The following is a 26675-nucleotide window of genomic DNA, read 5'->3' as shown; positions in this document are numbered from 1 at the left end:
GCGGTCGGGAGGTTCCGGATCGGGCGGCGGCAACCGATAATGAACGCTGTGAGTGAGGCCTCGATCGCCGGGCGCGACCTGGATGCGGAACTGACCGCGCTGGAGGACCGCTTCGGGGCGGACACCGAGACGGTGCTGGCCCGCTCCGAGCAGATCGAGCTCGCCGCACGCGCGCTGCCGGACGAGGCGGTGCAGGTCCGCGCCCGGCTGTTGCAGGCCAACATGCACCGGCGCGCCGGCGACGTTGCCCGGGCCGCCCGGATGTGCTGGGAGGCCAACAGCTGGGCCGACGAGCGCGCGCACCGGCCGCTGCTGGCCCGCAGCCATCAGATGCTGTCCGCGGTCTACGACAACCTCGGCGACACCGCGACCGGGCTCGAACACGCGCTGCGCGCCGTCGAGTTCCTCGACGACGACACCCCGCCGCGGCTGCGGGCCGTGATGCTGGTGAAGCTGGCCGACGACCTGGCCATGGCCGGCTCGCCGGACGCCGCCCGCGAGCGGTACCGGCAGGCCGAGGAGATCGCGCTGGGCCTGGCGGACACCGCCATGCTGGTGACGGTGCTCAACAACTTCGCGTACGCGGAGTACCTCGCCGGCGACTTCGAGCGGGCCTGGGCCGCCATGGAGCGGCTGCGCGAGACCACCGACCGGGCCGGGCAGCGGCTCACCCCGGACGCGGTGGACACACTCGCGCGCATCGAGATCGCCCTGGGCCGGCACGGCGACGCGGCCCGCACCGCCCGCGCGAACGTTGCGGAGCAGGCGGCCGGCGGCGGGGACGACATCGACTCGATGGCCGAGTTCCTGCTCACCCTCGCCGTGGCGCAACGCCACCTGGGCGACACCGCGCAGGCGCAGGACAGCCTCGACGAGTGTGCCGTCCTGTGCCGCGAGCGCGACCTCGCCGGCATCGGCGTACGGGTGTTGCAGGAGCAGGCGGAGCTGCACGCCGCGCGCGGGGAGTTCGCGCGCGCGTTCGCGGCGCACAAGGAGTACCACGCGGCCGAGCAGCGCCTGGTGTCGCGGGAGCGGGCGGCACAGGCCCGCACCCGGCACGCGATGTTCGAGACCGCGGAGGCCCGGCGCGAGGCCGAGCGGTTCCGCGAGCAGGCCCGGCGTGATCCGCTGACCGGCCTGCACAACCGCCGGTACGTCGACGAGCAGCTGCCGGCGCTGCTGGCGCGGACGCCGGCCGTCGTGGCGATCGCCGACCTGGACCACTTCAAGCGGATCAACGACCAGTGCTCGCACCAGATCGGCGACCGGGTGCTGGTCGCGGTCGCCGGGCTGCTGCTCGAGGCCGCCGCGGCGCCGGGCTTCGCGGCCCGGCTCGGCGGCGAGGAGTTCCTGGTCGTGATCGCCGGACCGGACGACGCCGGCGCGGCGCTGCGGCTCGATGAGCTGCGCCGCGCGGTGGCCGAGCACGACTGGGCACCGCTGACCGGCGGCCTGCCGGTGACGGTCAGCCTCGGCGTCGCGACGGCCGCGCTGGGCAGCGATCCGTCGCCCGTGCTGGCCCGGGCCGACCGCGCCCTGTACGCCGCGAAGCACGGCGGCCGCAACCGGGTGAGCGTCGCCGCGCATTGATGGACTTGACTGTCTCGGATCCGGCGGCTTAACGTCTCGGGAGCCTTCCGCGCACCGTCGAAGCCATTCGAGGTCGATCGATGAAACGTTTCATGCTCGCCGTTGTCCTCCTGCTCGCCACCCTCCTGGCGGGCACGCCCGCGCTGGCGGCGGCGCCGTCGGTGACACAGACCTCGGTCACCGTGCTCACCACGACGGGCCGGACCGCGCTGACCTACACCGGTTACATGAACGGCGAGTCCTTCCAGCAGGACGGCATCACCACGGTCGCCGGCTGGCAGTACACGGCGTTCTGGGACCAGAGCGGCTACGTCAACCTGTCCCGGCGCAAGCTGCCGTCCGGCGCCTGGCAGAACCTGCGGCTCACCGACTACGCGACCACCTCGACCGACTCGCACAACACCATCAGCATCGGCGTCTCCCGGCAGGACGGCACGCTGCACCTCGCCTTCGACATGCACTCCTCGGCGCTGCGCTACCGCAGGTCGGTCGCCGGGCTGGCCACCTCGCCGGACACCGCGGCCTGGCAGGCGAGCAGCTTCGGCGCCGTGCGGACGACGCTGACCGGCGCGGCCATGCCCGCGCTGACCTACCCGCAGTTCCTCACCACCCCGGCCGGCAAGCTGCAACTCGCCCTGCGGACCGGCACCAGCGGCGCCGGCGACGAGGTGCTCTACGAGTACGCGTCCGGCGCGTGGACCCTCGTCGGCCGGTTCATCGACGGCACCACGGCCGACAACAACGCCTACCTGTTCGGCCTCGAGTACGACTCGACGGGCCTGCTGCACGCCACGTGGACGGTCCGCGAGACCTCGAACGCGAGCACCAACCACGACCTGTTCTACGCGTACAGCCGGGACGACGGGCGCACCTGGCGCAACAACGCCGGAACGGTCGTCGCGACGACCGGCAGCACGCCGCTGATCTCCGACTCGGCCGGCCTGCGGGTCTGGTCCATCGGCCAGAACCGCGGCCTGATCAACCAGGAGTCCCAGGTCGTCGACGCGGCCGGGATCGTGCACGTGCTGGCGTCGCACCTGCCCGCGGCGGCCGCGTCCAATGCGGACTTCACCGCCGCCCGGGAGAGCGCCGTGCTGGTGCACTACTGGCGGGACAAGGCGTCGAAGGTGTGGCACCAGACCTACACGCCGTTCCTGGAGCGGTCCAGCCGCGGTGACATCGGCGTCGACGCCGGCGACAACCTCTACGTCGCCAGCGGGGACTCCTCGACCCGCAAGCTGCACATCGAGACCGCGTCGAAGGCCTCCGGCTGGACGGACTGGACGCTGCGGTACACCTCGGCGGCGATCTACTACTCCGACCCGCTGATCGACCACGAGCGGCTGCGCGGCCTCGGCGTGCTGAGCATCTTCGCCCCGCGCTACGGCGGCAGTCAGATCGACGTGCAGGACTGGACGGTCCGCCCCTGACCGCATCTTGACGGGAGTCTATGTATTGCGCTGAGATGAACGCCATCGATTGTTACCGGTCACAATTGGAGGAGCCGTGCACCGACGAATCCTGGCCGCCGCCCTGAGCGGCCTGGCGGCCGGCGCTGCCTGGGTCGGGCTGAGCGAAAACCCCGCCGCCGCGGCCGGCCCCGCACCGCACTACCTGATGACCGCGTTCACCAACTCCAGCGAGTCCAACATGTACGTCTACGACTCGTCGAACGCCACGGACTACAGCCTGATCCGGGCGAACGCCTACACGCCGCCGTCCGGGCTGATCCGCGACCCGAGCGTCATGCGGCACACCGACGGCTACTACTACATCGTCTACACCACCAACTGGACCGGTAACACGATCGGCTTCGCCCGCAGCGCCGACCACGTGAACTGGACGTTCCTGCGCAACGTCACCGTCGGGCTCAACGGCTCGACGGGCAGCACCTGGGCGCCGGAGTGGTTCAAGGACACCGACGGCAGCATCCACGTCATCTTCTCCGCGTCGACCGCGGGCACGGCGGGGCAGTTCCAGCCGTACCGGATCACCGCGACCAGCGCCGACCTCTCCACCTGGAGCTCGCGTGCGGCGATCGGCATCCCGGCGAACCACATCGACACGTTCGTCGTGCGCTCCGGCGGCACCTACCACGCGTTCGTCAAGAACGAGACCACCAAGTACATCGAGCACGCGACGGCGGCGTCGCTCACCGGGCCGTGGACCTTCACCGGTACGGGCAACTGGGCCGGCTGGGGCTCCGGGCTCGAGGGCCCGGCGCTCGTGCAGCTCCCGTCGGGCGCCTGGCGGCTCTACTTCGACCAGTACGGCGCGGGCCGCTACTACTACGCGGACAGCACCGACCTGAACACCTGGTCGGCGAAGACCGAGCTGCCCGGGCTCTCCGGCACCGTCCGGCACTTCACCGTGCTGCGCGAGAACGTCGGCGACAGCACCGCCGTGCCGACCGGCAACCGGTCGCTGCGCTCGGCGAACTTCACCGACCGCTACGTGCGCCACCGCGACAACCTGGGCTACATCGACCCGCTGAGCTCGGCGAGCAGCACCGCCGACCGGCAGTCCGCGACGTTCACCGTCGGCGCCGGCCTGGCCAACGGCAACTGCTACTCGTTGCAGTCGATCAACCCGACCGGCCGCTACCTGCGCCACTACAACAACCGCCTGGTGCTGGCCGCGAACGACGGCACGGCGACGTTCCGCAATGACGCCACCTTCTGCGGCCGTGCCGGCCTGTCCGGCACCGGGACGACCTCGTTCGAGTCGTACAACTACCCGGGCTTCTACATCCGGCACTACAACTACGAGCTGCGCATCGACCGCAACGACGGCAGCGCCACCCTCCGGGCGGACGCCTCCTTCACCGTCACGACGCCGCTCGCCTAGAAACGTCCGTCCGGCAACCGTGCGCATCCCCCCAACCCGCACGGTTGCCGGCCGGCGAGCTCACGCGGGCGGCACTACCAGGACCGCGAGCGTCACCACACGCTTCCGTCACGTCCCCCGCACTCGGTCTGCTGTGGCCGGTTGGTTGGCGGGGTTGTGTTGGGCGGCACCCGTTCGGTTTCGGATGTAAACGGTCGGGGGGTCGTGTTCCAGGGGTTGTTTCTTCTAGGGTGCGGTGGCTGCTAGTAACGGCGAGAGGCGAAACTAGTGATCACCGGTCTGGTGCTTGACGACGCGGGTTTTGAGGTTCTGGCTGGCGGAGAGCGGGTCGGGCCGCGCCGGTTGCTGGGGCCTGAGGATGCGCGGACGTTGCGCGAGCTCGCGGACCGGTATGTGCGGGCGGTGTACGCGGCCGCCGACGACGCGGAGTTCATCGGGTTGGGCCAGGAGCTGTTTCAGTGGCTGGACGGCGATCACCGGCAGCTGAGCGCGCTGTTGAAACGGGTGGGAGCGCCGGTGGTGTTCGAGGTGCAAGCACCGCAGCAGCCGTCGGATGCGGCGTGGGCGGTGCTACGGGCCCCGTTCGAGGTGTTGGCCCGCCCGGACGGAGGTCTCCTGGCCGCGGACCGACTGGCGCGATTCGAGGTGGTGCGCCGGCTCGGCACGCCGAAACCGGCGCAGACCCTGGACGGGTTTCGTCTGGGTGTGATGTTCATGGCATCGTCGCCGCGGGGGCAGGCGGAGCTGGATTTCGAGGCCGAGGAGTCGGCGATCCTGGACGCGATCGGTGACCCGCGGATCGATCTCGTCGTGGAGGACACCGGGGATCCGGTGCAGTTGGGTCATCGGCTGGCGGATCTGGGTGGGATGCCGGTGGTGCACCTGTCGTGTCACGGGGTGAACAACTGGCGGGCCGGGCCGGGTGTGGCGGGTGTGCCGGTGTTGCTGATGGAGGACGAGCTCGGTCAGGGCCGCCCGACGGCGGCGCCGGAGTTGGTGCGGTTGGTCGACGGGAAGACCCGGCTGGTGTTCGTGTCGGCGTGCCTGACAGCGACCGGTGCGGACACCGACGGGCATCTACCGGCTGGTCCCGGCCGGCGTGCCGGGGCGGCGGTGGGTGCGGGTGGGGTGGTGGCGCATTCGATGGCGACCGGGCTGGTCGCGGCGGGGGTGCCGGCGGTGATCGGCTGGGATGGGTCGGTGACCGATGGCGCGGCGATCCTGTTCGCGCAGGAGTTGTATCGCCGGTTGCGGGATCGGGCGCCGTTGGCGGTGGCGGTCGGTGACGCCCGCCGGGCGGTCCTGGCCTCGCCGAACCCGCGGCTGCGCGAGGACTGGCATCTGGCGCGCGTCTGGCTGGGTCCGGACGGGGGCGGGCCGGTGGTGTCCGGGACACGTAAGCGGACGCTGTTGTCGGCCGGGCACGCGACCAAGACGTTCCTGGACAAGAAGAAGCAGCATGTGCCGGTGGCGGAGCCGAGCATGTTCGTGGGCCGGCGCCGCGAGTTGCGGCAGACGTTGCAGGCGTTGCGTGCCGGTGAGCGGGCCGGGGTGTTGTTGCACGGTCAGGGCCGGTTGGGTAAGTCGAGTCTTGCGGCGCGGATCGCGGACCGTTTCACCGATCGGGCGGTGGCGGTGGTGTTCGGCGATTACAGCGCTCTGGGTGTGCTGGACGCGATCGCGGTGGCGGTGCAGACCAACCCGGCCGCCCGAGAGTTGATCGAGCAAGGTCTGTCGGCGGTGCGGCAGCGGCCGGAGGCGTTGGAGTCGCTGCTGGTGGATCTGTTGTCCGGGCCGTGCGCCCAGACGGCCGACGGGCAGCGGCCGCTGTTGTTGATTGTGGATGACCTGGAGCAGATCCTGGAGCCGGATCCAGCCGGCCTGCACCGGGTCGCGGCCGGGGTGGCGCCGGTGCTGGCCGCGGTGTTGCGGGCGTTCAGCCCGGATGTGACGGACAGCCGGCTGGTGGTGACCAGCCGGTTCCGGTTCACCCTGGACGGGTTGCAGGACCGCCTGGAGGCGGTGCAGTTGGAGCCGTTGTCGGCGGTGGCCCAGCGCAAACTGGCCCGCCGGCAGCAGGCCCGCACCACCGACCAGCTGCGAGAGGAACGCCAGCAGCTCGCGGAACGGGCGGTGGCGGTCAGCCGGGGCAATCCCGGCTTGCAGGATCTGATCGGCGGGCGGCTGGTCTACAGCCAGGCGGTCGACGCCGCACGGGCAGAAACGGCGGTGGCCGGGATGGAGGCCTACCTCGACCGAGGCCGGCTGCCCTCGGACACCGAGGTACGCGAGTTCCTGGAGAACTTGGCCCTGGACACCCTGATCGACCAGGCCGGACCGGCGCATACCGCGCTGCTGCGACAGCTGACCGTCTTCGACCTCCCGGTACCGGACTCGGTCGCCGCGGTCCCGGCCGCGCGGACGGGCGGCTCGATCGAGCGGTTGTGCGGGCTCGGCCTGGCCGACGTCTTCCCTGACGGATATCGGCCGGACCGGCCGGCGGTCGCGGTGAACGCGTTGACCGCCGGCAGGCTCACCCCGCTGACCGCCAGCGAAAGGGCGGAGGCCGCCGCCGCGGTGGTGGAGCCGTTGCACACCGCGTGGGGCGGGCCGGCGCCCCAGGGCGACCGGGATCCGCTGTTGGCGTTGCAGCTCACCCGTCTCGCTCTGCTCGCCGACCAGCCGACCGTGGCCGCCTCCTGTGCCGTCGAGGCGGTGCGAACCATGCGGGCCGGGCCGGCGGTCGACGCGTTTCGGCTCGGCTCGGAGGTTGTCGCGTTGCTCGACCGGCACGGGACGCCGGTGCCGGGGGTGCTGCTGCGGGTGGTCGCCGACGCCGCGGCCAGCAGCGGTGACGGCGATGCCGCCGACGCCTTGCTCCAGCGGGCGGTCCAGAGCACGGCCGGCGTTGACGAGCCGGGCGTCGATCCCCTTGATCACGCCCGCGCGCTCGGCGAGCGGGCCCGGCGTCTGGTCACCCGCGGCGATCTCCAACAGGCCGAGCAGCTGCTGCGCCGGGCTCACCAACTGTTCACCACCGCCGGCTCCGAGCTGGAAGCTGCGGCCGTCGACGGCGAAATCGCCGACATCCTGTACCAGCGGGGCGACTACGACGAGGCACTCCGCATCCACCGCCAAGTGCAGCTGCCGGTCTATGAACGGCTCGGCGACAACCGCGAGACCGCGGTCACCTGGGGCAATGTCGCCGACATCCTCTTCCACCGGGGCGACTACGACGAGGCACTCCGCATCCACCGGGAGGAGACGCTGCCGGTCTATGAACGGCTCGGCGACACCCGCTCGACCGCGGTCGCCTGGGGCAAGATCGCCGACATCCTCTACCAGCGCGGCGACTACGACGAATCACTCCGCATCCGCCGAGAAATGCAGCTGCCGGTCTTTGAGCGGCTCGGCGACACCCGCGAGACCGCGATCACCTGGGGCAGGATCGCCGACATCCTCTACCAGCGCGGCGACTACGACGAATCACTCCGCATCCACCGAGAGCAGACGCTGCCGGTCTATGAACGCCTCGGCGACACCCACTCAACCGCGATCACCTGGAGCAAGATCGCCGACATCCTCTACCAGCGCGGCGACTACGACGAATCACTCCGCATCCACCGAGAGGAGACGCTGCCGGTTTATGAACGCCTCGGCGACACCCGCTCGACCGCGGTCACCTGGGGCAAGGTCGCCGACATCCTGTTCCAGCGGGACGACTACGACGAGGCACTCCGCATCCGCCAAGAAGTGCAGCTGCCGGTCTTTGAGCGGCTCGGTGACATCCGCTCGACCGCGGTCGCCTGGGGCAAGATCGCCGACATCCTCTACGAGCGCGGCGACTACGACGAAGCACTCCGCATCCGCCATGAAGTGCAGCTACCGGTCTACAAGCGCCTCGGCGAAACCCGCGAGACCGCGATCACCTGGGGCAGGATCGCCGACATCCTCTACCAGCGCGGCGACTACGACGAGGCACTCCGCATCCACCAGGAGGAGGCGCTGCCGGTCTATGAACGGCTCGGCGACATCGGCGGCATCGCCTCAGTCAACTGGGGGCAGGCACAAATCGAACTGGCACAGCGGGACTACCAATCAGCGCATGATCACATGGTCGAAGCGTTTCAGGTTTTCCATCGACTCCAGCGACCCGACGGTGTCGCCGTCGTCGGGAGCACCTTGGGCGAGCTCCTGCTGGCCGCAAGCCTGCCCGACGCAGCTGAGGCGGTACTCGAAAGCAGCCTCACCGCAGCCCGGACGATCGGCAACTCGGCCCTGGAGACGCACATCAGAACGCTCCTGAGCAGAATCGACACCCCGCAAGGACCCACCGACTCTTGACCGGCACCCGGCACGGCACCGCCTGGGCCGACGGTGACGGAATCATCTGGTGCGGTGACGCCTGGCGACACCCCCGCTACGCGGCGAGGATGCCGGCGGTGGTGACGGGTGGGTGGGACTCGGCGAGGACGGCCGAGAGCGGCTCGGGCTCGATCGGGAGCTGGGCCGCGCCCGCGCCCGACACCGGGCGCGGGCGGCGTGGGTGCACCCGGCCCGAGCTGCCGCCGCGGCCCGGGTAGACCATCAGGCCGTTGAGCGGGTCGGGGACCGCGTCCAGGGCGGCCCGCACGGCCGGCAGGTTCCGGAACACCGGCCACTGCTCGTCGCCGCGGAAGGCGATCTCGAACAGCACGCCCCAGCTGTGCCGGTGCCAGTGCCACTCGTAGGCGCCGTTGGTCACGGCGGCCTCGGTGAGGGCGTTGCCGTGCGCGTCCTGCCAGCGCGCCGCCGAGAGCGCCGCGCCGTCGAAGACCTCGATCGACCACCAGTGCAGGTCCATGGTGTGCCGATGGTACGCCCGAGCCGCCCGCGCGGGCCATGGCGCGAGCCGGAAATGGCAGACCGCCGGCCCCCGTGCGGAGGCCGGCGGTCTGCGCGGTGGTGACTACTTGAGGTACGGGCCGGCCGTGCCGATCTTGCCCGGCGCGGGGTTGCCCGGCTGGCTCAGCACGTAGACCCGGAGGTTGCCCTTGCCCGAGGCGGCCGCGGTCAGCGTGCCGTTGCCGACGGTCTGCGTGTCACCGGTGACCGCGTCGACGTAGGTGCCGTTCGGGATGCCGGTGAACGTGGCCGTGCCGGAGAGGGCGACGAGCGCGAAGCTGTCGACGCCGCCGGCGGTGAAGCGGCGCTTGAACGCCATGGTTCCGGAGATGCCCTCGGTGGAGTACTGCCCCTTCTGGAGGGCGGGGATCGCCCGGCGGATCTGGTTGAGCCGCTGCACGTGCTTGACCAGCGGCTGGGCCAGGGTCGTCGCCATCGCGCCGGAGGCGCTCGACACGACGCCGAAGTCCGTCGCGGTGACCGAGCCGGCCAGATGGTCGCCGTAGTACGCGCGGCCGGTCGTCGCCAGCGGGCAGGTCGGCCCGCAGTCGATCGGCTTGCCGGCCTGGAACTCGATCTCCGAGCCGTAGTACAGCGTCGGGATGCCGCGGAACGTCCACATCAGGCTCATGTTCTCGGCCCAGGCGTCGGTGCCGCCGGCGTAGCGGACCGAGGACTTGTTCGGGCCGTAGTCGTGGCTGTCGACGTAGACGGCGTTGTAGGTGGCGTCGTTGTAGCTGTCGTCGGAGTCCTTGCCGTTGTAGAACGCGTTGTTCGCCTCGCCGAAGTTCATGTGCATGCGCATGTCGATCACGTTCATGCCGGAGAACTTGCTGTGGTCCGGCGCGTGGTACGTGTTGCCGTTGAGGAACGCGTTCGTGCTGGTCGGCTGGTTGCCCGGGCCCATCAGGTTCTCGTACTCGAACTGTTCGGCGGCCGCGCGGATGTCGTCGGCGCTGTACTCCTTGCGCTCCTTCCAGGTGAAGAACTGCGCGGAGTGGTTGACCGAGCCCCGGTTCCACTTGTCGTGCACGAACGCGGCGACCTCGCCGAAGACGTAGAAGTCCTTGCCCTTCTCGCCGTGGGTGGCGACCGCGTGCTGCTGGATGGCCGGCAGGAAGCGCCGGTTCCAGGTGCTGCGCGGGATGTGCACGGCGGTGTCGACCCGGAAGCCGTCGACGCCCATGTCGATGTACCTGTTGTACGCGTCGATCAGGTAGTTCTGTACGACGGTGCTCTCGGTGTTGAAGTCGGCCAGGTCCTCGTGGATCCAGCAGCTGCGGGCGTCCTCGCCCTCCCAGTTGCCGATCCAGCAGCGGTGGTAGTACTCGGCGGGGAACATGCCCGAGGTCGGGCTCGGCCACTGGCAGTTGTAGAGCGTGTACCCCTCGGCGCTCTTGCCGCCGGTGGGCTTGCCCCAGTTGAGGCAGGTGTTGCCGACCGGCTCGGTCGTGGACCAGATGTCGCCGTTGTAGTAAGACTTGCCCGAGGTGGGCTCGACGGTCAGGCCGTCGTAGGCGAAGCCCGCGTTCTTCTGGTCGTAGTACCAGCTCCACTGTGCGTCGCGGACGCCGTACACGGTGGGCGTGAAGAGACCCTTGGCGCCCCAGCGGGAGCTGTGGTTGTAGACCACGTCCTGGTAGATCTTGATGCCCTTGGCGTGCGCCTTGTCGATCAGGTCCTGGTAGGTGTTGCCTGCGGTCTCCAGGCGGCTGTCGACGCGGTAGAAGTCCCAGCCGTGGTAGCCGTGGTAGTCGTAGTCCGAGCGGTTGAGCACCACCGGCGTGATCCAGATGGCCGAGAAGCCGAGGCCCTTGATGTAGTCGAGCTTGTCGACGAGGCCCTTGAAGTCGCCGCGTAACATCGGGTCGTTGTTCGCCGCGTTGCCGGACTTCACGTGCTGGCTGCCGCCGCGGTTGTTGGCGGTGTCGCCGTCGTTGAACCGGGCGGTCATGACGAAGTAGATGCTGTCCTCGCGCGGGTCGCCGCCGAGCGGCGTGCCGGTCGGGGTGCCGGGCGCGGAGGTCGGTGTCGCCGTCGGCGTCGGCGTGGGAGTCGGCGTGGGTGTCGCCGTCGGCGAGCTGGTGGCCGTCGGCGTCGGCGTGGCGGTCGCGCAGGGGTTCCCGGTGCCCGGGCGGCCGGCGGCCACCGTGACGTCGCCGGTGCCGAGGCTGTAGTTGGCGCCGTTGTTGTTGTCCCAGACGCCGCTGCCGTTGTTGAACACGACCTGTAGCCCGGTGGCGTCGCCGAGGTCGATGGTGCGCGACAGCCAGCCCGTGCAGGCCGTCTGCATCGGCACGCCGGGTACCGCCGTCCAGCTGCCGCCGTACGGTGCGTAGTGGATGTTGACCGTGGTCCAGCCGGACGGGCGCTGGTAGTAGACGGTCACGCTGCTCGCGGCGGACGCGGCGGCGACGAAGCCGAACGTCGCGACGGCCAGGACCGATGCCATGGCCAGGCCGAGACGTCTTCTGATGCTCACCTTCACCGGGGGGCTCCTCAGGGGGTGCGTGCAAGCCCCGTGGCGGGGGCACCACGGGGTCACGGTTGAGCCATTTGCTGGAACGTCTTGCGGATGACTGCCCTGCACCGGGGCCTGCGCTTCGCCCGAGCCATGCAAGACCTTGCAAGTTGTTTCAGAAGTTACCAAGCGATGACGATGACGTAAAGAGGCGTGCACATGCATCGATGAAATGCCGCCGCGCGGGTGGACGTGACGAAGCCGTCAGCCTGCGCGCGCCCGATGGCGCGTAGGCTGGCGGGACCGGGAGTGACGACGTCACCGGCTCGTCACCAGGTTCCTCATCTGCACCGGCAGCGCCGGGCACGTTCCTCGGCATCACGGATTCGACGCACGGCCCCAGACCCCGGCCCGTCGGGGCCTATCCGGGTGTGCCCGCGTGGATCGACGCAACCACTACGGAAAGCAGGCCCCGTGGCCACCAGGTACGGCTTCCTCAGCACCCACCCGCCGACCCACTGCGGCCTCGCCACCTTCAACGCCTCCCTCGCCGCGAGTCTCACCGCCGGCACCGGCTCCGGCGGTGTCGTCCGCGTCACGACGGGCGCCGCCGCGGGACCGCCGGGACCCGGCGTCGTGCACACCTGGCCGGCGCTGGAGGCCGGCGGATGGCGGGCCGCCGCCGACGCCCTCAACGGCCACGACGTCGCGATCGTCCAGCACGAGTACGGCATCTACCCGGGCACCGACGGAGCGGACGTGCTGCGGCTGATGCGGCGGCTGACGGTGCCCAGCATCGCCGTCCTGCACACCGTGCTCGCCTGGCCGACGCCCCGGCAGAAGTCGCTGCTGGAGCAGATCGTGGCCACGGCCGGCGCCGTCGTCACCATGACCGGCACCGCACACGACCGGCTCGTCGTCGGCTACGACGTCGACCCCGCGAAGATCTCGGTCATCCCGCACGGTGCCGCCGTTCCCGCCGGCCCCGCGGTGGCCCGCGGGCCGCGGCCACACCTGCTCACCTGGGGGCTGCTCGGACCCGGCAAGGGCATCGAATGGGCCATCCGCGCCCTGCCGCTGCTGCGCCGGCTCGACCCCGTCTACACCGTGGCGGGCAGGACACACCCCAAGGTGATCGAGCGGCACGGCGAGGCGTACCGGACCGGCCTGCATCAGCTCGGCGCCGAGCTCGGCGTCGCCCACGCGGTGGCCTACCGGTCCGGCTATCTCGACGACGCCGAGCTGGGCGGCCTGATCCGCTCCGCCGACGTCGTCGTCCTGCCGTACGACTCCGCCGAGCAGGTCACCTCCGGCGTGCTGGTCGAGGCGGTCGCCGCCGGCGTACCGGTGGTGGCCACCGCCTTCCCGCACGCGGTGGAGCTGCTCACCGACGGGCCGGGGCTGCTCGTGCCGCACCGCAATCCGCGGGCGCTGGCCGCCGCCATCCGCAAGGTGCTCACCCGGCCCGGCATCGCCGGGGCCACCGCCGGCGTCGCCACAATGAGCTGGCCGGAGGTCGCGGCCCGCTACGACAGGCTGGCCGACCGGCTCATCGCCACGCGCGCCGCACCCGCGCCGGCGTGACCGCCACCCTGGGCGTACCGGCGCAGCACCGGCGGACGCCGCCGCCCAGCTTCGCTCATCTCTCCCGGCTGACCGACGACACCGGGCTGCTGGAGCACGCCCGGCACGCCGTGGCCCGGCGTGCGCACGGCTACTGCACCGACGACGTGGCGCGCGGACTGGTCGTCACCAGTCGCGAGGCCGAGCCGTCGCCGGAGGTGCAGCGGCTGGCCGAGGTCTACCTGAGCTTCCTGACGCACGCCCAGCACGACAGCGGCGCCTTCCACAACCGGCTCGGCTACGACCGGCGCTGGACCGACGATCCGGGACTGGGCGACTGGTGGGGCCGGGCGTTGTGGGGTCTCGGCACGGCGGCCGCCCGGAGTACCGCGCCCTGGATCCGGCGGGAGGCCATGGTCGCCTTCACCCTGGGCGCCGCACGCCGCTCGCCGTCGCCGCACGCCATGGCCTTCGCCGGGCTCGGCGCCGCCGAGGTGCTGCGCCGGGAGCCGGGCAACGCCCCGGCGGCGGCTCTGCTCGCCGACGCCGCCAAGGCCGTCGGCTGGCCCGAATCCGACCCGGAATGGTCCTGGCCCGGGCGCCACCTCGCCTACGCGAGCGCCGCGCTGGCCGAGGTCGTCATCGCCGCCGGCCGGTTCCAGCAGGACGTCGCGCTGCTGGCGGCCGGCCTGCGCATGCTGGCCTGGCTGCACGACGTTCAGCTCGGCGACGGGCGTCTGTCCGTACTGCCGGCGGCCGGCTGGCGGCGCGGCGAACCGCGGCAGCGTTACGACCAGCAGCCGATCGAGGTCGCCGCGCTGGCCGACGCCTGCGCCACCGCCGCCTCGGCGACCGGGGACGACAGTTGGAACGACGGCGTCCGGCAGGCGATCGGCTGGTTCCTCGGCGACAACGACCGCGACGCGGTGATGTGGGACCCGGCGACCGGTGGCGCCTACGACGGGCTGACACCGCTCGGCCCGAACCTCAATCAGGGCGCGGAGTCCACCCTCGCGTTGATCGCCACCCTCCAGCACGGCCGGAAACGGGTGAGGTGACCGTACGAGCAGTACGCTTCATCCGGACCGGGGAAGAGGCATCATGATCGCACGATCGCCACGACGTCACCGCCGCCGACAAACACGTCCTGGGCAGCGATGATGACCGAGGTGGTGTTCCTGACCGAGTACCGCAGGGAACCCACCCGGCTACTCATGCTGCTCCGGCGCTCGGCCGCGGACGACCGGGACGCCTTCACCCGGCTCTACCACGCACTCTCGCCGGACGTGTACGCGACCGTGCACGCGGCGCTCGGCGACGACCGCGTCAACGAGGTCACCGCCGCCACGTTCCTGGAGGCCTGGCACTCCGCGGACCTGCACACCGCCCCGGGCACCGACGTGGCCGGCTGGATCATCGGCATCGCCGCGCGTCGCGCGGAGGAGCAGGACGAGCCCGCGGAGCAGTGGGACGGCCCCGGCGCCGGGGCGTCGCACCCGAGTCACGCCTCCTGCTCACCCCGGGAGATGCTGGCGGGGCTGCTGAAGCGCAGAACCATGCGCCGCAGCCCGTTCCGCCGGGGCTGACCGGGCGCGGTCAGGCGTGCGACAGGACCGGCAGATCGGCGCCCGTGTGCTCCGGGCCGGTCGTCGCGACACCGGCGCAGTCCGCGCCGAAGGGCCCGCCGGCGACATCCGGGTGGCCGCGCGAGCCGTCGGCCAGCGAGGCGGCGCACTGCTCGTCGAACGCCTCGCCGGGCAGGCCGGCGGGGTTGGCGGTGCTCCACAGGAACGGCGCCTGCCCGGCCTTGGCCAGCCCGGCCCGCGCCGGCCCGCCGGTGCCCGCGCGGTAGGCCCGGGTGGTGCGGCCGTGCCCGCGGAGGTCGTGCGTGATGCAGCGGTGGCCGGTGGTGCCCGCCACCAGCAGCTGCGCCTCCCAGCTGTCGGGTACGAACGGATCACCGGTGCCGAACTCCTGATGGAGCAGTTCGGCGTCGTCATGGTCGGCGAACGTGCTCATCGTGTGCTCCCTTCCGACGTGTGTGACCGGGTCACTAGTGAAATGTCCGCTGTCAGCCCCGTCGAAACCTTTGCCGCCAAGGTCCGGAGCGACAACTTCACCGTACGCCGCCGGTCACCTTCCAGTCGGCGAGCACCTCGCGGGTGTGCTCGCCGGGCAGCGCGGGCCGGCCGACCGGCCCGGGCGGGGTCAGCGAGAACCGGGGCGCCGCGGCCGGCTGCCGCACCCCGCCGGGGCTCTCGAACGTGCCGCGCTGCTCGAGGTGGGGATGGCGGGCGGCCTCGGAGAGCGACAGCACCGGCGCAACGCACGCCTCGGTGCCCTCGAAGACCGCGGCCCACTCCTGCTGGGTGCGGGTCTCGAAGGCGGCGGCGATCCGGGCACGCAGCTCCGGCCAGCGGGCGAGGTCGTACTGCGCGGGCAGGTCGTCGCCGGGCGCGAGCAGCCGGATGAACTCGGCGTAGAACTGCGGCTCCAGGGCGCCGACCGCGAGGTAGCCGCCGTCCGCGGCCGGGTAGACGTCGTAGAACGGCGCGCCGGTGTCGAGGATGTTCACGCCCCGCTCGTCGCGCCAGCGGCCCTCGGCGCTCAGGCCGTACAGCAGGGTGGTCAGGTGGGCGGCGCCGTCGGTGATCGCCGCGTCGACCACCTGGCCCCGGCCGGTGCGCTCGGCCTCGCGCAGCGCGGCGAGGACGCCGACCACCAGGTAGAGGGAGCCGCCGCCGAAGTCGCCGAGCAGGTTCGCCGGCACCTGCGGCGGGCCGCCCGCGCGGCCGATCGCGTGCAGCGCCCCGGTGATCGCCAGGTAGGTGATGTCGTGCCCGGCGCTGGAAGCGAGCGGGCCGTCCTGGCCCCAGCCGGTCATCCGCGCGTAGACCAGGGCGGGGTTGCGGGCGAGCGCCGCCTCCGGGCCCACGCCGAGCCGCTCGGCGACACCGGGCCGGTAGCCCTCGATGAGCACGTCGGCCCGCTCGGCCAGCGACAGCACGAGTTCGCGGTCGTCGTCGCGCTTGAGGTCGGCCGCGATCGAGCGCTTGCCGCGGTTGAGCAGGTCGTACCGGGGGTCGCCGGACAGCGGCGAGCCGGGGCCGACCCGGTCCACCCGCACCACGTCGGCGCCGAGGTCGGCCAGCAGCATCCCGGCGAACGGCGCCGGGCCGATCCCCGCCAGCTCGATCACTTTCAGGCCGCGGAGCGGACCTTGATCACCTGACACATCTGCCTCCTAGGTGGAAATGCGAATAGGATTCTGGCCATGTATCCGCCGGAACCCTGGGACCTGCGCGGTCAGCTGTACCTCTCGGTCTTCGCCGTGCCGCGCGGCGACCTGCCCACATTGCCCGATCCTCTCGCCGCGGCGGTGCGGCCGCTGCCGTTCGGGCGGCGTGCGCTCGTCGGCGCCGCGTGGGTGCGCTACGAGCCGGGTGGAATCCTCCAGTACCAGGAGCTGCTGTCGGCGGTCCTGGTGCACGAGGGCGGCCGGCCCCGGGTCAGCATCACCGAGATCTGGGTGGACAGCGCGGAGTCCCGTGACGGCGGCCGCGAGCTCTGGGGCATCCCCAAGGACCTGGCCGAGCTGGACGTGCGCACCGGGCCCGACGGCCGCACCGAGGGGACCGCGAGCATCGCGAGCGGCCGGATCGCCGCGGCGTCGTTCGGCGCCGGGCTGCGGCTGCCCGGGCGCTGGCCGGCACCGATGTCGGTGGCTCAGGCGCTCGACGGCGCGGTCAAGCGCACGACCGTGCGCGGGCGGGCCGGGCTGCGGCTGGGCGGCTCCACCTGGCGGGTCGAGCCGGACGGGCCGCTGGGCTACCTCGCCGGGCGGCGGCCCCTGCTGACCGTCACCCTTGCCGACTTCGGTCTGCGCTTCGGCGTACCGGCACCGGCCGCCGCCGCGTCGTCCTGACGCCGGCATCTCAGCGGAAGTCGGCGGGCCGCGGCCGCGCGGTCCGGCGGCGGTACTCCCCCGCCATGCCGGGCCAGTTGGTGACGACGCGCCCGCTGGCATTGCGGTACCAGCTCTGGCAGGCGGTCCACACGCTGCCGGCGAGGCGGCCCTGCACCTCCGCGTCGTAGGCGGCGGCCACCTCCGGGCGTACCTCGAGCGGCGCGGCGCCGGCCGCGAGCATCCGCACCGCCTCGACGATGTAGCGGGCCTGCGACTCGTGGAAGTAGATGACCGAGGTGTTGCCGGTGTTCGTGTTGGGCCCGTAGACCAGGAACATGTTCGGGAACGCGGGCACGGTCATGCCCAGGTACGCGTACGCGCCGTCGCGCCACACCCGGTCGAGCCGCTCGCCCGAGCGTCCGGTCACCCGCATCGGCACCAGGAACTCGGTGGCGGCGAAGCCGGTGCCGTAGACGAGCACGTCGCAGCGGTGCTCGACGCCGTCCGCGGTGCGGATGCCGTCCGGGGTCACGCCGACGATCTTCTCGGTGACCAGGTCGACGTCGTCGCGGGCGAGGGTGGGCAGCCAGGCGCTGGTGAACAGCACCCGCTTGCAGCCCATCGGCTCGTCGGGCGTGACCCGGGCGCGCAGCAGCGGGTCCCGGACCTGCCACCGGCGCTGGGTCCGCGAGGCGAGGCGCAGGAACGCTCCCGCCGCCCGGTTGCCGAGCACGGCGGCGCCGGTGAAGATCGTCATCGCCCAGGTGCCGCCGCGGGACGCCGACATCAGGGCGGGCAGCCGCCGGTAGGCGGCCCGGCGCAGCCGGCCGTACCGGCGGTCGGGCTTGGGCAGCGTCCACGGCGCGCTGCGCTGGAAGACGATCACCCGCTCGGCGCGCCCGGCGATCGCCGGCACGAGCTGGATGGCGCTGGCGCCGGTGCCGACCACCGCGACCCGCCTGCCCTCGACCCGCAGCTCGGGGTCCCACCGGGCGGTGTGCAGCGCCGGGCCGCGGAACAGCTCGGCGCCCGGCAGCTCGGGGATGACCGGCCGGGAGAGCTGCCCGACCGCGGGCACCAGCACGTCGGCGACGATCTCCTCGCCCGCCGCGGTGCGCAGCCGCCATTCGCGGTGCTCGTCGTCCCAGGTCGCGTCCGTCACCTCGGTGCCGAGCCGCAGGTTGTCCCGCAGCCCGAAGCGGGTGACGCAGTCGTCGAGGTAGGCGAGGATCTCCTCGTGCGGCGGGAACCGCCGCGACCAGCCGGGATTCGGCGCGAAGGAGAACGAGTACAGCGGCGCCGGCACGTCGCAGGCGCATCCGGGATAGGCGTTGTCGCGCCAGACGCCCCCGACCTGGTCAGCCTTCTCCAGCATCAGCACGTCGGTGAACCCGGCGCGGCGCAGGCCCACGGCGATCGCCACCCCGCCGAAGCCGGCGCCGATGATCACCACTCGCGGCTGGGCGCCATTCAGGGCCGTCATGGTGCCGAACGTTAGCAATCTGTTGGCAGGTTGCCAATAGGCTCAGCGCGCCGGCGCGACGATGGTCGGGATGACCTGCTCCACGATGGCCAGCAGCGTCGTCGCGAGCAGCAGGTGCACCTGCGCCCGGGTCAGCGCGGCGCGGTTGAGCCACTCCTTGGCGGTGGCGGTGGCCAGGCCGACGTAGGCGCGGATCATCCCGCGCAGCTCCTCGCGGTGCTCGGCCACCTCGGCGAGCCCGACGGCGACCAGCACGCTGTCGGCCGCGGCGTCCTCGGCCTGCGCCAGCACCCGCTCCACGTCGGCGTCGCGGCCCATCCCGCCCGCGTTCACCGCGGCCAGCCAGGACGTGCTGTGCCGGGACACCACGTCGAGGAACCACGACACGCTGGCGTCCACCCGGGTGCGCAGGTCACCGGCGGGCAGCCGCTCGACGGCCACCTCCGGGATGGTCAGCATCACCCGGATCACCTCGAGGTAGAGGTCCTTCTTGGTGCCGAAATAGTGGTTGATCAGCCCGCGGGCCACCCCGGCCGCGCGGGCGATGTCGGTGGTCGACACCTCGGCGTACGGGCGCTCGCCGAACAGCCGCACCGCGCAGGTCAGGATCTGCCCGCGCCGGACGTCCGGCTCCAGCCGTCTGCGCGCCTGCGCCGCCTCGACAATCACGCACCGACCCTATCCGGCGCCGAGCCGCAGGGCGCCGACGGCGGCGGCCGGCACCGCCGGATGCCGGGGCGGCACCGGCGCGACCCGGGCGTACGGCGCGCCCGGCGCCGGCCGCGGATCCGCCTCGCCGGCGTTGGGCCAGAGCGCGACCGCCCGCTCGGCGAGCGCGGTGATGGTCAGCGACGGGTTGACCCCGAGATTCGCGGCGACCACCGAGCCGTCGATCACGTGCAGGCCGGGATGGCCGTACAGCCGGTGGTACGCGTCGACGACGCCGGTGTCCGGGCCGGTGCCGATCGCGCAGCCGCCGATGAAGTGGCCGGTCACCGGCCGCCCGACCAGCTCGGTGACCGAGCCGGTGGGCACACCGTCGATCTTCTCGGCGACCCGGCGGGCGACGTCGTGCGCGGACGGTACCCACTCCGGGTTCGGCTCGCCGACACCCGGACGGGTGGTCAGCCGCCCCCGCTTGGTGTAGACGGTGACGGAGTTGTCAAGCGGCTGCATCGCCAGCAGCACGATGGTCTGCTCCGACCAGCGCCGCGGCGAGACGAACAGCCGCAGGTCGCGCCAGCTGCGTGCCAGCTCGCGCAGGCCGGCCACCCAGCGCCGCCGGCCGCCGGTGTCGTCGACGAGCACGGTGGCCAGCAGGGCGAGCAGGTTGCTGCCGCGGCCGTACCGCACCGGCTCGACGTGGGTGACCGGATCGGGGTGGATGGACGAGGTGATGGCGATGCCCTTGCTCACGTCGACGTCGCGCCGCCGGGTGCGGGCGCCCAGGATGGACTCGGAGTTGGTCCGGCTCAGCTCGCCGAGCCGCGGCGAGACGGCGGGCAGCGCGCCCCGGTCGCGCATCTTGTGCAGCAGCCGCTGGGTGCCGAGCGCGCCGGCCGAGAAGATCACCTGCCCGGCGGTGAGGCGGCGCCGGCGGCGCAGGCCGCCGGTGGCGCGGGTGTCCACCGCGTACCCGCCGCCGGCCAGCGGCGTCACCGAGGTCACCGTGGTCAGCGGGTGCACGACGGCGCCGGCCGCCTCGGCCAGGTACAGGTAGTTCTTCACGACGGTGTTCTTCGCGCCGACCCGGCAGCCGGTCATGCAGGCGCCGCACGCCGTGCAGGCCCGCCGGGCCGGCCCGGCGCCGCCGAAGAACGGGTCGGGAACCTCGGCGCCGGGCGCGTCGCCGAAGAGCACCCCCACCGGGGTACGCCGGAAGGTGTGCCCGACGCCGAGATCCTCGGCGACGGCGCGCAGCGCACCGTCGGCGACGGTCTCGAGCGGGTTGGTCACCACGCCGAGCATCCGGGTGGCCTGGTCGTAGTACGGCGCCAGCTCGGTCTTCCAGTCCGTGATCGACGCCCACTGCGGATCGGCGAAGAACGCGTCCGGCGGCTCGTAGAGGGTGTTGGCGTAGCCGAGCGATCCGCCGCCGACCCCGGCGCCGGACATCACCATCACGTCGCGCAGCAGGGTCAGCCGCAGGATTCCGTAGCAGCCGAGCGCGGGCGCGTACAGGTAGTCGCGCAGCCGCCAGGAGGTCTTGGCGAACTGCTCGTCGGTGAACCTGCGGCCGGCCTCGAGCACGCCGACCCGGTAGCCCTTCTCGGTGAGTCGCAGCGCGCTGACACCGCCGCCGAAGCCGGAGCCGATGATCAGCACGTCATAGTCGTACGCCATGAGCTACCGTGGCCCCTTGTTGTCGGCCTGTCAACAAAGGGGTGGGGCGATGCTGGCCCACGAACGACGCGGTAGCGGTCCCGTACTGGTGCTCATACACGGCCTCGGCAGCCGGCGTCAGGTCTGGGAGCCGATCGTCGGCGCCCTGGCCCGGCACCGCGAGGTCATCGCGCTCGACCTGCCGGGCTTCGGCGAGTCCCCGGCCTGGGAGCCGCCGCGCCCGGGCCTGGCGCCGGGATCGGTGGACCACCTCGCCGACCTGGTCGCGGACTTCCTCGCCGGCCTCGGCGTCGAGTCGCCCGAGCTGGCGGGCAACTCCCTGGGCGGCGGCATCGCGCTCGAACTCGGCCGGCGCGGGCTGGCCCGGTCGGTGACCGCCTTCGCCCCGGTCGGCTTCTGGGGCCCGGCCGGCCGGCGCTGGTGCCAGGCCGTCCTCGGCGGCTCCCGGGCGCTGAGCACGGCGCTCTCCCCCGCGCTGCCCCGCATCGTGGCCACCCGGCCCGGCCGGGCGGCGCTCTGCTCGATCTTCTACGGCCGCCCCGGCCGGGTGTCGGCCGTGGACTGCCTCGACTCCGCGCGGGCGCTGTCCGCCGCGCCGGGCTTCGCCGCGGCCCGCCGGGCGTTCGGCGTCTGGCGGCTGCCGGTCGGCGCGGACCCCGCCGGGCTGTCCGCCATCCCGGTGACGATCGCCTGGGGCACCCGCGACCTGGTGCTGCCGCACCGCCGCCAGGCGCGCCGGGCGCTCGAGGAGCTTCCGGACGCGCGGCACGTCCTGCTGCCGGGCTGCGGCCACCTGCCGTTCGCGGACGACCCCGAGCGCTGCGCCGACCTATTGACAGTCCGCCAATAACTCACCAAGGTGGAACCATGCCAACACCGGGACCCATCTCGTGGCGCGAGCCGGAGCACGACGAGCTCGCCGACCTGGTCCGCACGTTCTTCGCCAAGGAGGTGCTGCCGCACGCCGAACGGGTGCAGGCACAGGGCCACCCCGACCGCGAGCACTACCGCCGCGCCGGCGAGCTCGGCCTGCTCGGCCTCTCGGTCTCCGAGCGGTACGGCGGAGGCGGCGGCGACTTCACCCACGAGGCCGTGATGCTGCACGAGCAGGCCCGCTCGGGCGACAACAGCCTCGGGCTCGCGGTGCACAGCGGCATCGTCACCGGCTACCTCGAGGCCTACGGCAACGAGGAGCAGAAGCGGCGCTGGCTGCCCGGGCTCTGCACCGGCGAGCTCATCGGCGCCATCGCGATGACCGAGCCGGACGGCGGCTCCGACCTGCAGGCGATGCGGACCCGGGCGGTCCGCGACGGCGACGACTACGTGGTCACCGGCGCGAAGACGTTCATCAGCAACGGCGGCCTGGCCGACATCGTCATCCTGGCCGCCAAGACCGACCCGTCGCAGGGCGCCGCCGGCGTATCCCTGCTGGTCTGCGAGACCGGCGGCGACGAGCGGCCGGGCTTCCGGCGCGGGCGGCTCATCTCCAAGATCGGCCTGCACGGCAACGACACCGCGGAGCTGTTCTTCGACGGCCTGCGGGTGCCCGCCGCCAACCTGCTCGGCGACGCCGAGGGCCTCGGCTTCATCCAGCTGATGAACCAGCTCCCGCAGGAGCGCCTGGTGATCGGCGTCGGCGCGGTCGCCGCGATGGAGCGCGCCGTCGAGCTGACGGTCGCGTACACCAAGGAGCGCACCGCCTTCGGCAAGCCGCTGATCGGCCACCAGAACACCCGGATGGTCCTCGCCGAGTGCGCCACCCGGGCGCGCGCGAGCCGGGTCTTCCTGGACGACTGCATCTCCCGGCACGTGCGCGGCGAACTCGACGTGGCGACCGCCGCGATGGCGAAATACTGGCTCACCGACGGCCAGTGCGAGGTCATCGACCGCTGCCTCCAGCTCTTCGGCGGCTACGGATACACCACCGAGTTCCCGATCGCCCAGATGTACACCGACGCCCGCGCACAGAAGATCTACGGCGGCACCAACGAAATCATGAAGGAGCTGATCGCCCGTGCCCTCTGACGGCCAGGCGTATGTCTACGACGCCGTCCGCACCCCGCGCGGTCGCGGCCGCGACACCGGTTCGCTGCACGGGGTCAAGCCGATCTCGCTGGTCACCGGCCTGATCGACGCCCTGCGCGAGCGGCTGCCCGGGCTGGACACCGACCGGCTCGACGACCTCGTGATGGGCATCGTCTCGCCCGTCGGCGAGCAGGGCGGCGACCTGCCCCGCGCCGCGGCGCTGCTGGCCGGCCTGCCCGACCACGTCGGCGGCGTACAGCTCAACCGCTTCTGCGCCTCCGGGCTGGAGGCGGTCAACACCGCCGCGGCGCGGGTCCGGTCGGGCTGGGACAGCCTGATCCTGGCCGGCGGCGTCGAGGCGATGTCGCGGGTGCCGATGGGCTCCGACGGCGGCGCCTGGGCGATGGACCCGGAGACCGCCCTGGCCACCTCGTTCGTGCCGCAGGGCATCAGCGCGGACCTGATCGCCACGCTTGAGGGCTTCGGCCGCGACGACGTCGACGGGTACGCGATCAGCTCGCAGGAGCGGGCCGCCAAGGCCTGGGCCGGCGGGTACTTCGCGCGCTCGGTGGTACCGGTGCGTGACCGGGTCGGCGGCGTGATCCTCGCGGCCGACGAGCACATGCGCCCGGACACCACCCGGGCCGGCCTCGGCAAGCTCAAGCCGTCCTTCGCGGGCATCGGCGACGCCGGCGGCTTCGACGCGGTGGCGCTCCAGAAGTACCACTGGGTCGAGGCGATCGAGCACGTGCACCACGCCGGGAACTCCTCGGGCATCGTGGACGGCGCGTCGCTGGTGCTGATCGGCTCCGACACCGTCGGCCGCGACCTCGGGCTCACGCCGCGCGGCCGGATCGTCTCGGCCGCGGTCAGCGGCGCCGACCCGACGCTGATGCTCACCGGCCCGATCCCGGCCACGCACAAGGCCCTGGCGACCGCCGGGCTCACCGTCGCCGACATCGACCTCTTCGAGATCAACGAGGCGTTCGCCGCGGTGGTGCTCAAGTACACCCGCGACCTCGGCCTCGACCCGGAGCAGGTGAACGTCAACGGCGGGGCGATCGCGCTCGGCCACCCGCTCGGCGCCACCGGCGCCATGCTGGTCGGCACCGTCCTGGACGAGCTGGAGCGCCGCGACGCGCGCCGGGCCCTGGTGACGCTCTGCATCGGCGGCGGCATGGGCGTCGCGACCATCATCGAGCGCCTGTAGCCATGGCACCGGCCAGACACCAGACAGAGGAAACCACCGTGACCTGTAGCAACACCGAGGCACCGCGATGACCGCCACGATCGCGTACCACCGCGACCCCGACGGCGTCGTCACGCTCACCCTCGACGACCCGGGCCAGTCCGCGAACACCATGAACCGCGCGTACGCGGCCTCGATGACCGCGGTCGTCGACCGGCTGGTGGCCGAGAAGGACGCCGTCACCGGTGTCATCGTCACGAGCGCGAAGCAGACGTTCTTCGCCGGCGGCGACCTGCCCGAGATGATCAAAGTGACGTCCGCGGACGCCCCCGCGGTCACCGCGCTGCTCGACACCGTCAAGGGCGACCTGCGCCGGCTGGAGACCCTGGGCCGCCCGGTGGTCGCCGCGATCAACGGCTCCGCGCTCGGCGGCGGCCTCGAGATCGCGCTGGCCTGCCACCACCGCATCGCGCTGGACGCCGGCGGCTCGCGGCTGGGCTTTCCCGAGGTCACCCTCGGGCTGCTGCCCGGCGCGGGCGGCGTCACCCGGACCGTACGGATGATGGGCCTGGCCAAGGCCCTGACCACCGTCCTGCTGACCGGGCGGCAGTTCCGGCCCGCCGACGCCCTCGCGGCCGGGCTCGTCGACGCGGTGGTGGCCACCCCCGAGGAGCTGATCGCCGGCGCCCGCGCCTGGATCGCCGCGCACCCGGACGCGGCACAGCCGTGGGACACCCCCGGCTACCGGATGCCCGGCGGCACGCCGACGAGCCCGTCGCTGGCCGCCCAGCTGCCCGCGTTCCCCGCGAACCTGCGCAAGCAGCTCAAGGGCAACCGGATGCCGGCGCCCGAGGCGATCCTGGCCGCCGCGGTCGAGGGCGCGCAGGTCGACGTCGACACCGCGCTCACCGTCGAGACCCGGCACCTGGTCACGCTCCTGACCGGCCAGGTCGCCAAGAACATGATCGGCGCGTTCTTCTTCGACCTGAAGACCGTCAACGGCGGCGCGGGCCGGCCGGCCGTCGAGGTCGCACCGACGACCCGGGTGGCGGTGCTGGGCGCGGGGATGATGGGCGCCGGCATCGCGTACGCGTGCGCCCGGGCCGGCCTCGACGTGGTGCTCAAGGACGTCACCGAGGAGGCCGCCGCGCGCGGCCGGGCACACGCGGAGAAGCTGGTCGGCCGGCTTCCCGCGGAGAAGGCCGCGGCGATCCTGGCGCGGATCACGGCCACCGCCGACGTCGCCGCGCTGGCGGGCTGCGACGCGGTCATCGAGGCGGTCTTCGAGGACCCCGAGCTCAAGCGAAAGGTCTTCGCCGAGGTCGAGCCGGTGCTCGCGGAGGGCGCCCTGCTCGCGTCCAACACCTCGACGCTGCCGATCACGGGCCTGGCGGCGGGCGTCGCCCGGCCGGCCGACTTCATCGGCATGCACTTCTTCTCCCCCGTCGACAAGATGCCGCTCCTGGAGATCGTGGTCGGCGAGCAGACCGGCGACGCGGCCCTGGCCCGCGCCTTCGACCTGGGCCGGCGGCTCGGCAAGACCCCGATCGTGGTCAACGACGGCCGCGGCTTCTTCACCAGCCGGGTCATCGGCCGCTTCCTGGACGAGGCGATCGGCATGCTGGCCGAGGGCATCCCGGCGCCGTCGATCGAGCAGGCGGCATTGCAGGCGGGCTATCCGACCGGCCCGCTGGCGCTGGCCGACGAGGTGTCGCTGACCCTGATGCGGCGCATCCGCCGCCAGTTCGAGGCGGCGCAGGGCGCCGACTTCGCCGCCATGCCGTCGCACGGCGTCGTCGACCTGCTGGACGGCCTCGGCCGGGCGGGCCGCGCGGCCGGCCAGGGCTTCTACGACTACGAGAACGGCCGGCGCGGCCGGCTCTGGAGCGGCCTGGCACCGATGGCGACCGCCGAGGGCCGCGCGGTGCCGCTGGCCGACCTGCAGGAGCGGCTGCTGTTCGCCGAGTCGCTGGACGCGCTGCGCTGCCTCGACGAGGGTGTCCTGCGCTCGGAGACCGACGGCGACATCGGCTCGCTGCTCGGCATCGGCTTCCCGGCCTGGACCGGCGGGGTGCTGCGCTACGTCCGGCAGTACCCGGGCGGGCCGGCGGGTTTCGCGGCCCGCGCGAGCGAGCTGGCCAAGCTGTACGGCGACCGCTTCACCCCGCCGGCACGGCTTCCCGGGTCGGAGTAGGCGACGCCGCGCGCCGCGCCGCCGTCGCCGCGGTGGTAGCTCGATGTGCGCCGCCCGGGCCGGGCCCGCCGCAACCGCGGCCGACCGGTCCGGGCTCGCCACCACCGCGCCCGCCCGGGCCGGCGTCGCCACCACCGCGGCCACCCGGGCGACGGCGCGGCCCCGCCGGACCCGTCCGGTCACGCGCCG

19 protein-coding genes are annotated in these 26675 nt (G+C 72.6%); 12 read left to right on the top strand and 7 right to left on the bottom strand.

Features of this window, described 5'->3' with window-relative positions; translation table 11 throughout:
- Positions 1-39 precede the first annotated feature (39 nt).
- The 4 genes from BJ971_RS42090 (at position 40) to BJ971_RS13320 (ending at position 8781) form a co-directional block, all read left to right on the top strand.
- Positions 40-1590 carry a tetratricopeptide repeat-containing diguanylate cyclase gene (locus BJ971_RS42090; RefSeq protein ID WP_377885274.1) on the top strand — a complete coding sequence of 517 codons (1551 nt, stop codon included), beginning with the start codon at positions 40-42 and terminating at the stop codon, positions 1588-1590.
- A gap of 80 nt (positions 1591-1670) precedes the next feature.
- Entirely contained in the window at positions 1671-3020 is a 1350-nt protein-coding gene (locus tag BJ971_RS13330; RefSeq protein WP_184992992.1) for a BNR repeat-containing protein, read from the top strand.
- Positions 3021-3096: 76 nt separating this feature from the next.
- Positions 3097-4437, top strand: a complete 1341-nt coding sequence (locus tag BJ971_RS13325) for a glycoside hydrolase family 43 protein (protein ID WP_239087638.1) — start codon at positions 3097-3099, stop codon at positions 4435-4437.
- 267 nt (positions 4438-4704) lie between these two features.
- Complete coding sequence (locus BJ971_RS13320; protein ID WP_184992991.1) at positions 4705-8781, top strand: tetratricopeptide repeat protein; 4077 nt, start codon at positions 4705-4707, stop codon at positions 8779-8781.
- A 76-nt stretch (positions 8782-8857) separates the two neighbouring features.
- On the opposite strand, the gene BJ971_RS13315 is transcribed toward BJ971_RS13320, so the two are convergent.
- Positions 8858-9280: a hypothetical protein gene (locus tag BJ971_RS13315; protein ID WP_184992990.1), complete on the bottom strand. Its 423-nt coding sequence runs from the start codon at positions 9278-9280 to the stop codon at positions 8858-8860.
- A 105-nt stretch (positions 9281-9385) separates the two neighbouring features.
- Complete coding sequence (locus BJ971_RS13310; RefSeq protein WP_239087729.1) at positions 9386-11809, bottom strand: alpha-amylase family glycosyl hydrolase; 2424 nt, start codon at positions 11807-11809, stop codon at positions 9386-9388.
- Between the two features lie 447 nt (positions 11810-12256).
- Here BJ971_RS13310 and BJ971_RS13305 point away from each other — a divergent pair, with 447 nt between their 5' ends.
- From BJ971_RS13305 to BJ971_RS13295, 3 genes are all read left to right on the top strand, one after another.
- On the top strand, positions 12257-13366 hold the full coding sequence (locus tag BJ971_RS13305) for a glycosyltransferase (RefSeq protein ID WP_184992988.1): 1110 nt from the start codon (positions 12257-12259) through the stop codon (positions 13364-13366).
- The gene (locus tag BJ971_RS13300; RefSeq protein WP_184992987.1) at positions 13363-14403 is read left to right on the top strand and encodes a glycosyltransferase; all 1041 of its coding nucleotides are present in this window, start codon (positions 13363-13365) and stop codon (positions 14401-14403) included. The genes BJ971_RS13305 and BJ971_RS13300 overlap by 4 nt, the downstream gene beginning before the upstream one ends.
- Positions 14404-14505: 102 nt before the next feature.
- Positions 14506-14931, top strand: a complete 426-nt coding sequence (locus BJ971_RS13295; protein WP_184992986.1) for a sigma-70 family RNA polymerase sigma factor — start codon at positions 14506-14508, stop codon at positions 14929-14931.
- Between the two features lie 10 nt (positions 14932-14941).
- On the opposite strand, the gene BJ971_RS13290 is transcribed toward BJ971_RS13295, so the two are convergent.
- Positions 14942-15364 carry a hypothetical protein gene (locus tag BJ971_RS13290; protein WP_184992984.1) on the bottom strand — a complete coding sequence of 141 codons (423 nt, stop codon included), beginning with the start codon at positions 15362-15364 and terminating at the stop codon, positions 14942-14944.
- A gap of 97 nt (positions 15365-15461) precedes the next feature.
- On the bottom strand, positions 15462-16580 hold the full coding sequence (locus tag BJ971_RS13285; RefSeq protein WP_184992982.1) for a CaiB/BaiF CoA transferase family protein: 1119 nt from the start codon (positions 16578-16580) through the stop codon (positions 15462-15464).
- A 39-nt stretch (positions 16581-16619) separates the two neighbouring features.
- On the opposite strand from BJ971_RS13285, the gene BJ971_RS13280 reads away from it, so the two are divergent.
- Positions 16620-17270 (top strand): acetoacetate decarboxylase family protein, encoded by a 651-nt coding sequence (locus BJ971_RS13280; protein WP_184992980.1) that lies wholly within the window; start codon positions 16620-16622, stop codon positions 17268-17270.
- Positions 17271-17280: 10 nt separating this feature from the next.
- On the opposite strand, the gene BJ971_RS13275 is transcribed toward BJ971_RS13280, so the two are convergent.
- From BJ971_RS13275 to BJ971_RS13265, 3 genes are read right to left on the bottom strand one after another with little or no spacing between them, the layout of a single operon-like run.
- Positions 17281-18735 (bottom strand): flavin-containing monooxygenase, encoded by a 1455-nt coding sequence (locus BJ971_RS13275; RefSeq protein WP_184992978.1) that lies wholly within the window; start codon positions 18733-18735, stop codon positions 17281-17283.
- Positions 18736-18777: 42 nt separating this feature from the next.
- Entirely contained in the window at positions 18778-19404 is a 627-nt protein-coding gene (locus tag BJ971_RS13270) for a TetR/AcrR family transcriptional regulator (RefSeq protein ID WP_184992976.1), read from the bottom strand.
- Between the two features lie 9 nt (positions 19405-19413).
- Positions 19414-21078, bottom strand: coding sequence for a GMC family oxidoreductase (locus BJ971_RS13265; RefSeq protein ID WP_184992974.1), 1665 nt, complete (start codon positions 21076-21078; stop codon positions 19414-19416).
- Positions 21079-21127: 49 nt separating this feature from the next.
- Here BJ971_RS13265 and BJ971_RS13260 point away from each other — a divergent pair, with 49 nt between their 5' ends.
- From BJ971_RS13260 to BJ971_RS13245, 4 genes are all read left to right on the top strand, one after another.
- Positions 21128-21928, top strand: a complete 801-nt coding sequence (locus BJ971_RS13260; protein WP_184992972.1) for an alpha/beta fold hydrolase — start codon at positions 21128-21130, stop codon at positions 21926-21928.
- A 17-nt stretch (positions 21929-21945) separates the two neighbouring features.
- Complete coding sequence (locus tag BJ971_RS13255; RefSeq protein WP_184992970.1) at positions 21946-23103, top strand: acyl-CoA dehydrogenase family protein; 1158 nt, start codon at positions 21946-21948, stop codon at positions 23101-23103.
- Entirely contained in the window at positions 23093-24313 is a 1221-nt protein-coding gene (locus BJ971_RS13250) for an acetyl-CoA C-acetyltransferase (RefSeq protein ID WP_184992968.1), read from the top strand. The genes BJ971_RS13255 and BJ971_RS13250 overlap by 11 nt, the downstream gene beginning before the upstream one ends.
- 67 nt (positions 24314-24380) lie before the next feature.
- Complete coding sequence (locus BJ971_RS13245; protein ID WP_184992966.1) at positions 24381-26486, top strand: 3-hydroxyacyl-CoA dehydrogenase NAD-binding domain-containing protein; 2106 nt, start codon at positions 24381-24383, stop codon at positions 26484-26486.
- The last annotated feature ends 189 nt before the right edge of the window (positions 26487-26675 follow it).

This window comes from Amorphoplanes digitatis, from assembly GCF_014205335.1.
Classification (GTDB): domain Bacteria; phylum Actinomycetota; class Actinomycetes; order Mycobacteriales; family Micromonosporaceae; genus Actinoplanes; species Actinoplanes digitatus.
Note: the sequence above shows the minus strand (reverse complement) of the source record. Positions and strands in the feature narration are given on the sequence as shown.

Excerpts from the sequence above, each read along its gene's own strand:
- BJ971_RS42090 (WP_377885274.1), top strand. The coding sequence starts at position 40 with ATGAACGCTGTGAGTGAGGCCTCGATCGCCGGGCGCGACCTGGATGCG.
- BJ971_RS13330 (WP_184992992.1), top strand. The coding sequence starts at position 1,671 with ATGAAACGTTTCATGCTCGCCGTTGTCCTCCTGCTCGCCACCCTCCTG.
- BJ971_RS13315 (WP_184992990.1), bottom strand. The coding sequence starts at position 9,280 with ATGGACCTGCACTGGTGGTCGATCGAGGTCTTCGACGGCGCGGCGCTC.
- BJ971_RS13295 (WP_184992986.1), top strand. The coding sequence starts at position 14,506 with ATGACCGAGGTGGTGTTCCTGACCGAGTACCGCAGGGAACCCACCCGG.
- BJ971_RS13290 (WP_184992984.1), bottom strand. The coding sequence starts at position 15,364 with ATGAGCACGTTCGCCGACCATGACGACGCCGAACTGCTCCATCAGGAG.
- BJ971_RS13280 (WP_184992980.1), top strand. The coding sequence starts at position 16,620 with ATGTATCCGCCGGAACCCTGGGACCTGCGCGGTCAGCTGTACCTCTCG.
- BJ971_RS13275 (WP_184992978.1), bottom strand. The coding sequence starts at position 18,735 with ATGACGGCCCTGAATGGCGCCCAGCCGCGAGTGGTGATCATCGGCGCC.
- BJ971_RS13265 (WP_184992974.1), bottom strand. The coding sequence starts at position 21,078 with ATGGCGTACGACTATGACGTGCTGATCATCGGCTCCGGCTTCGGCGGC.
- BJ971_RS13260 (WP_184992972.1), top strand. The coding sequence starts at position 21,128 with ATGCTGGCCCACGAACGACGCGGTAGCGGTCCCGTACTGGTGCTCATA.
- BJ971_RS13255 (WP_184992970.1), top strand. The coding sequence starts at position 21,946 with ATGCCAACACCGGGACCCATCTCGTGGCGCGAGCCGGAGCACGACGAG.
- BJ971_RS13245 (WP_184992966.1), top strand. The coding sequence starts at position 24,381 with ATGACCGCCACGATCGCGTACCACCGCGACCCCGACGGCGTCGTCACG.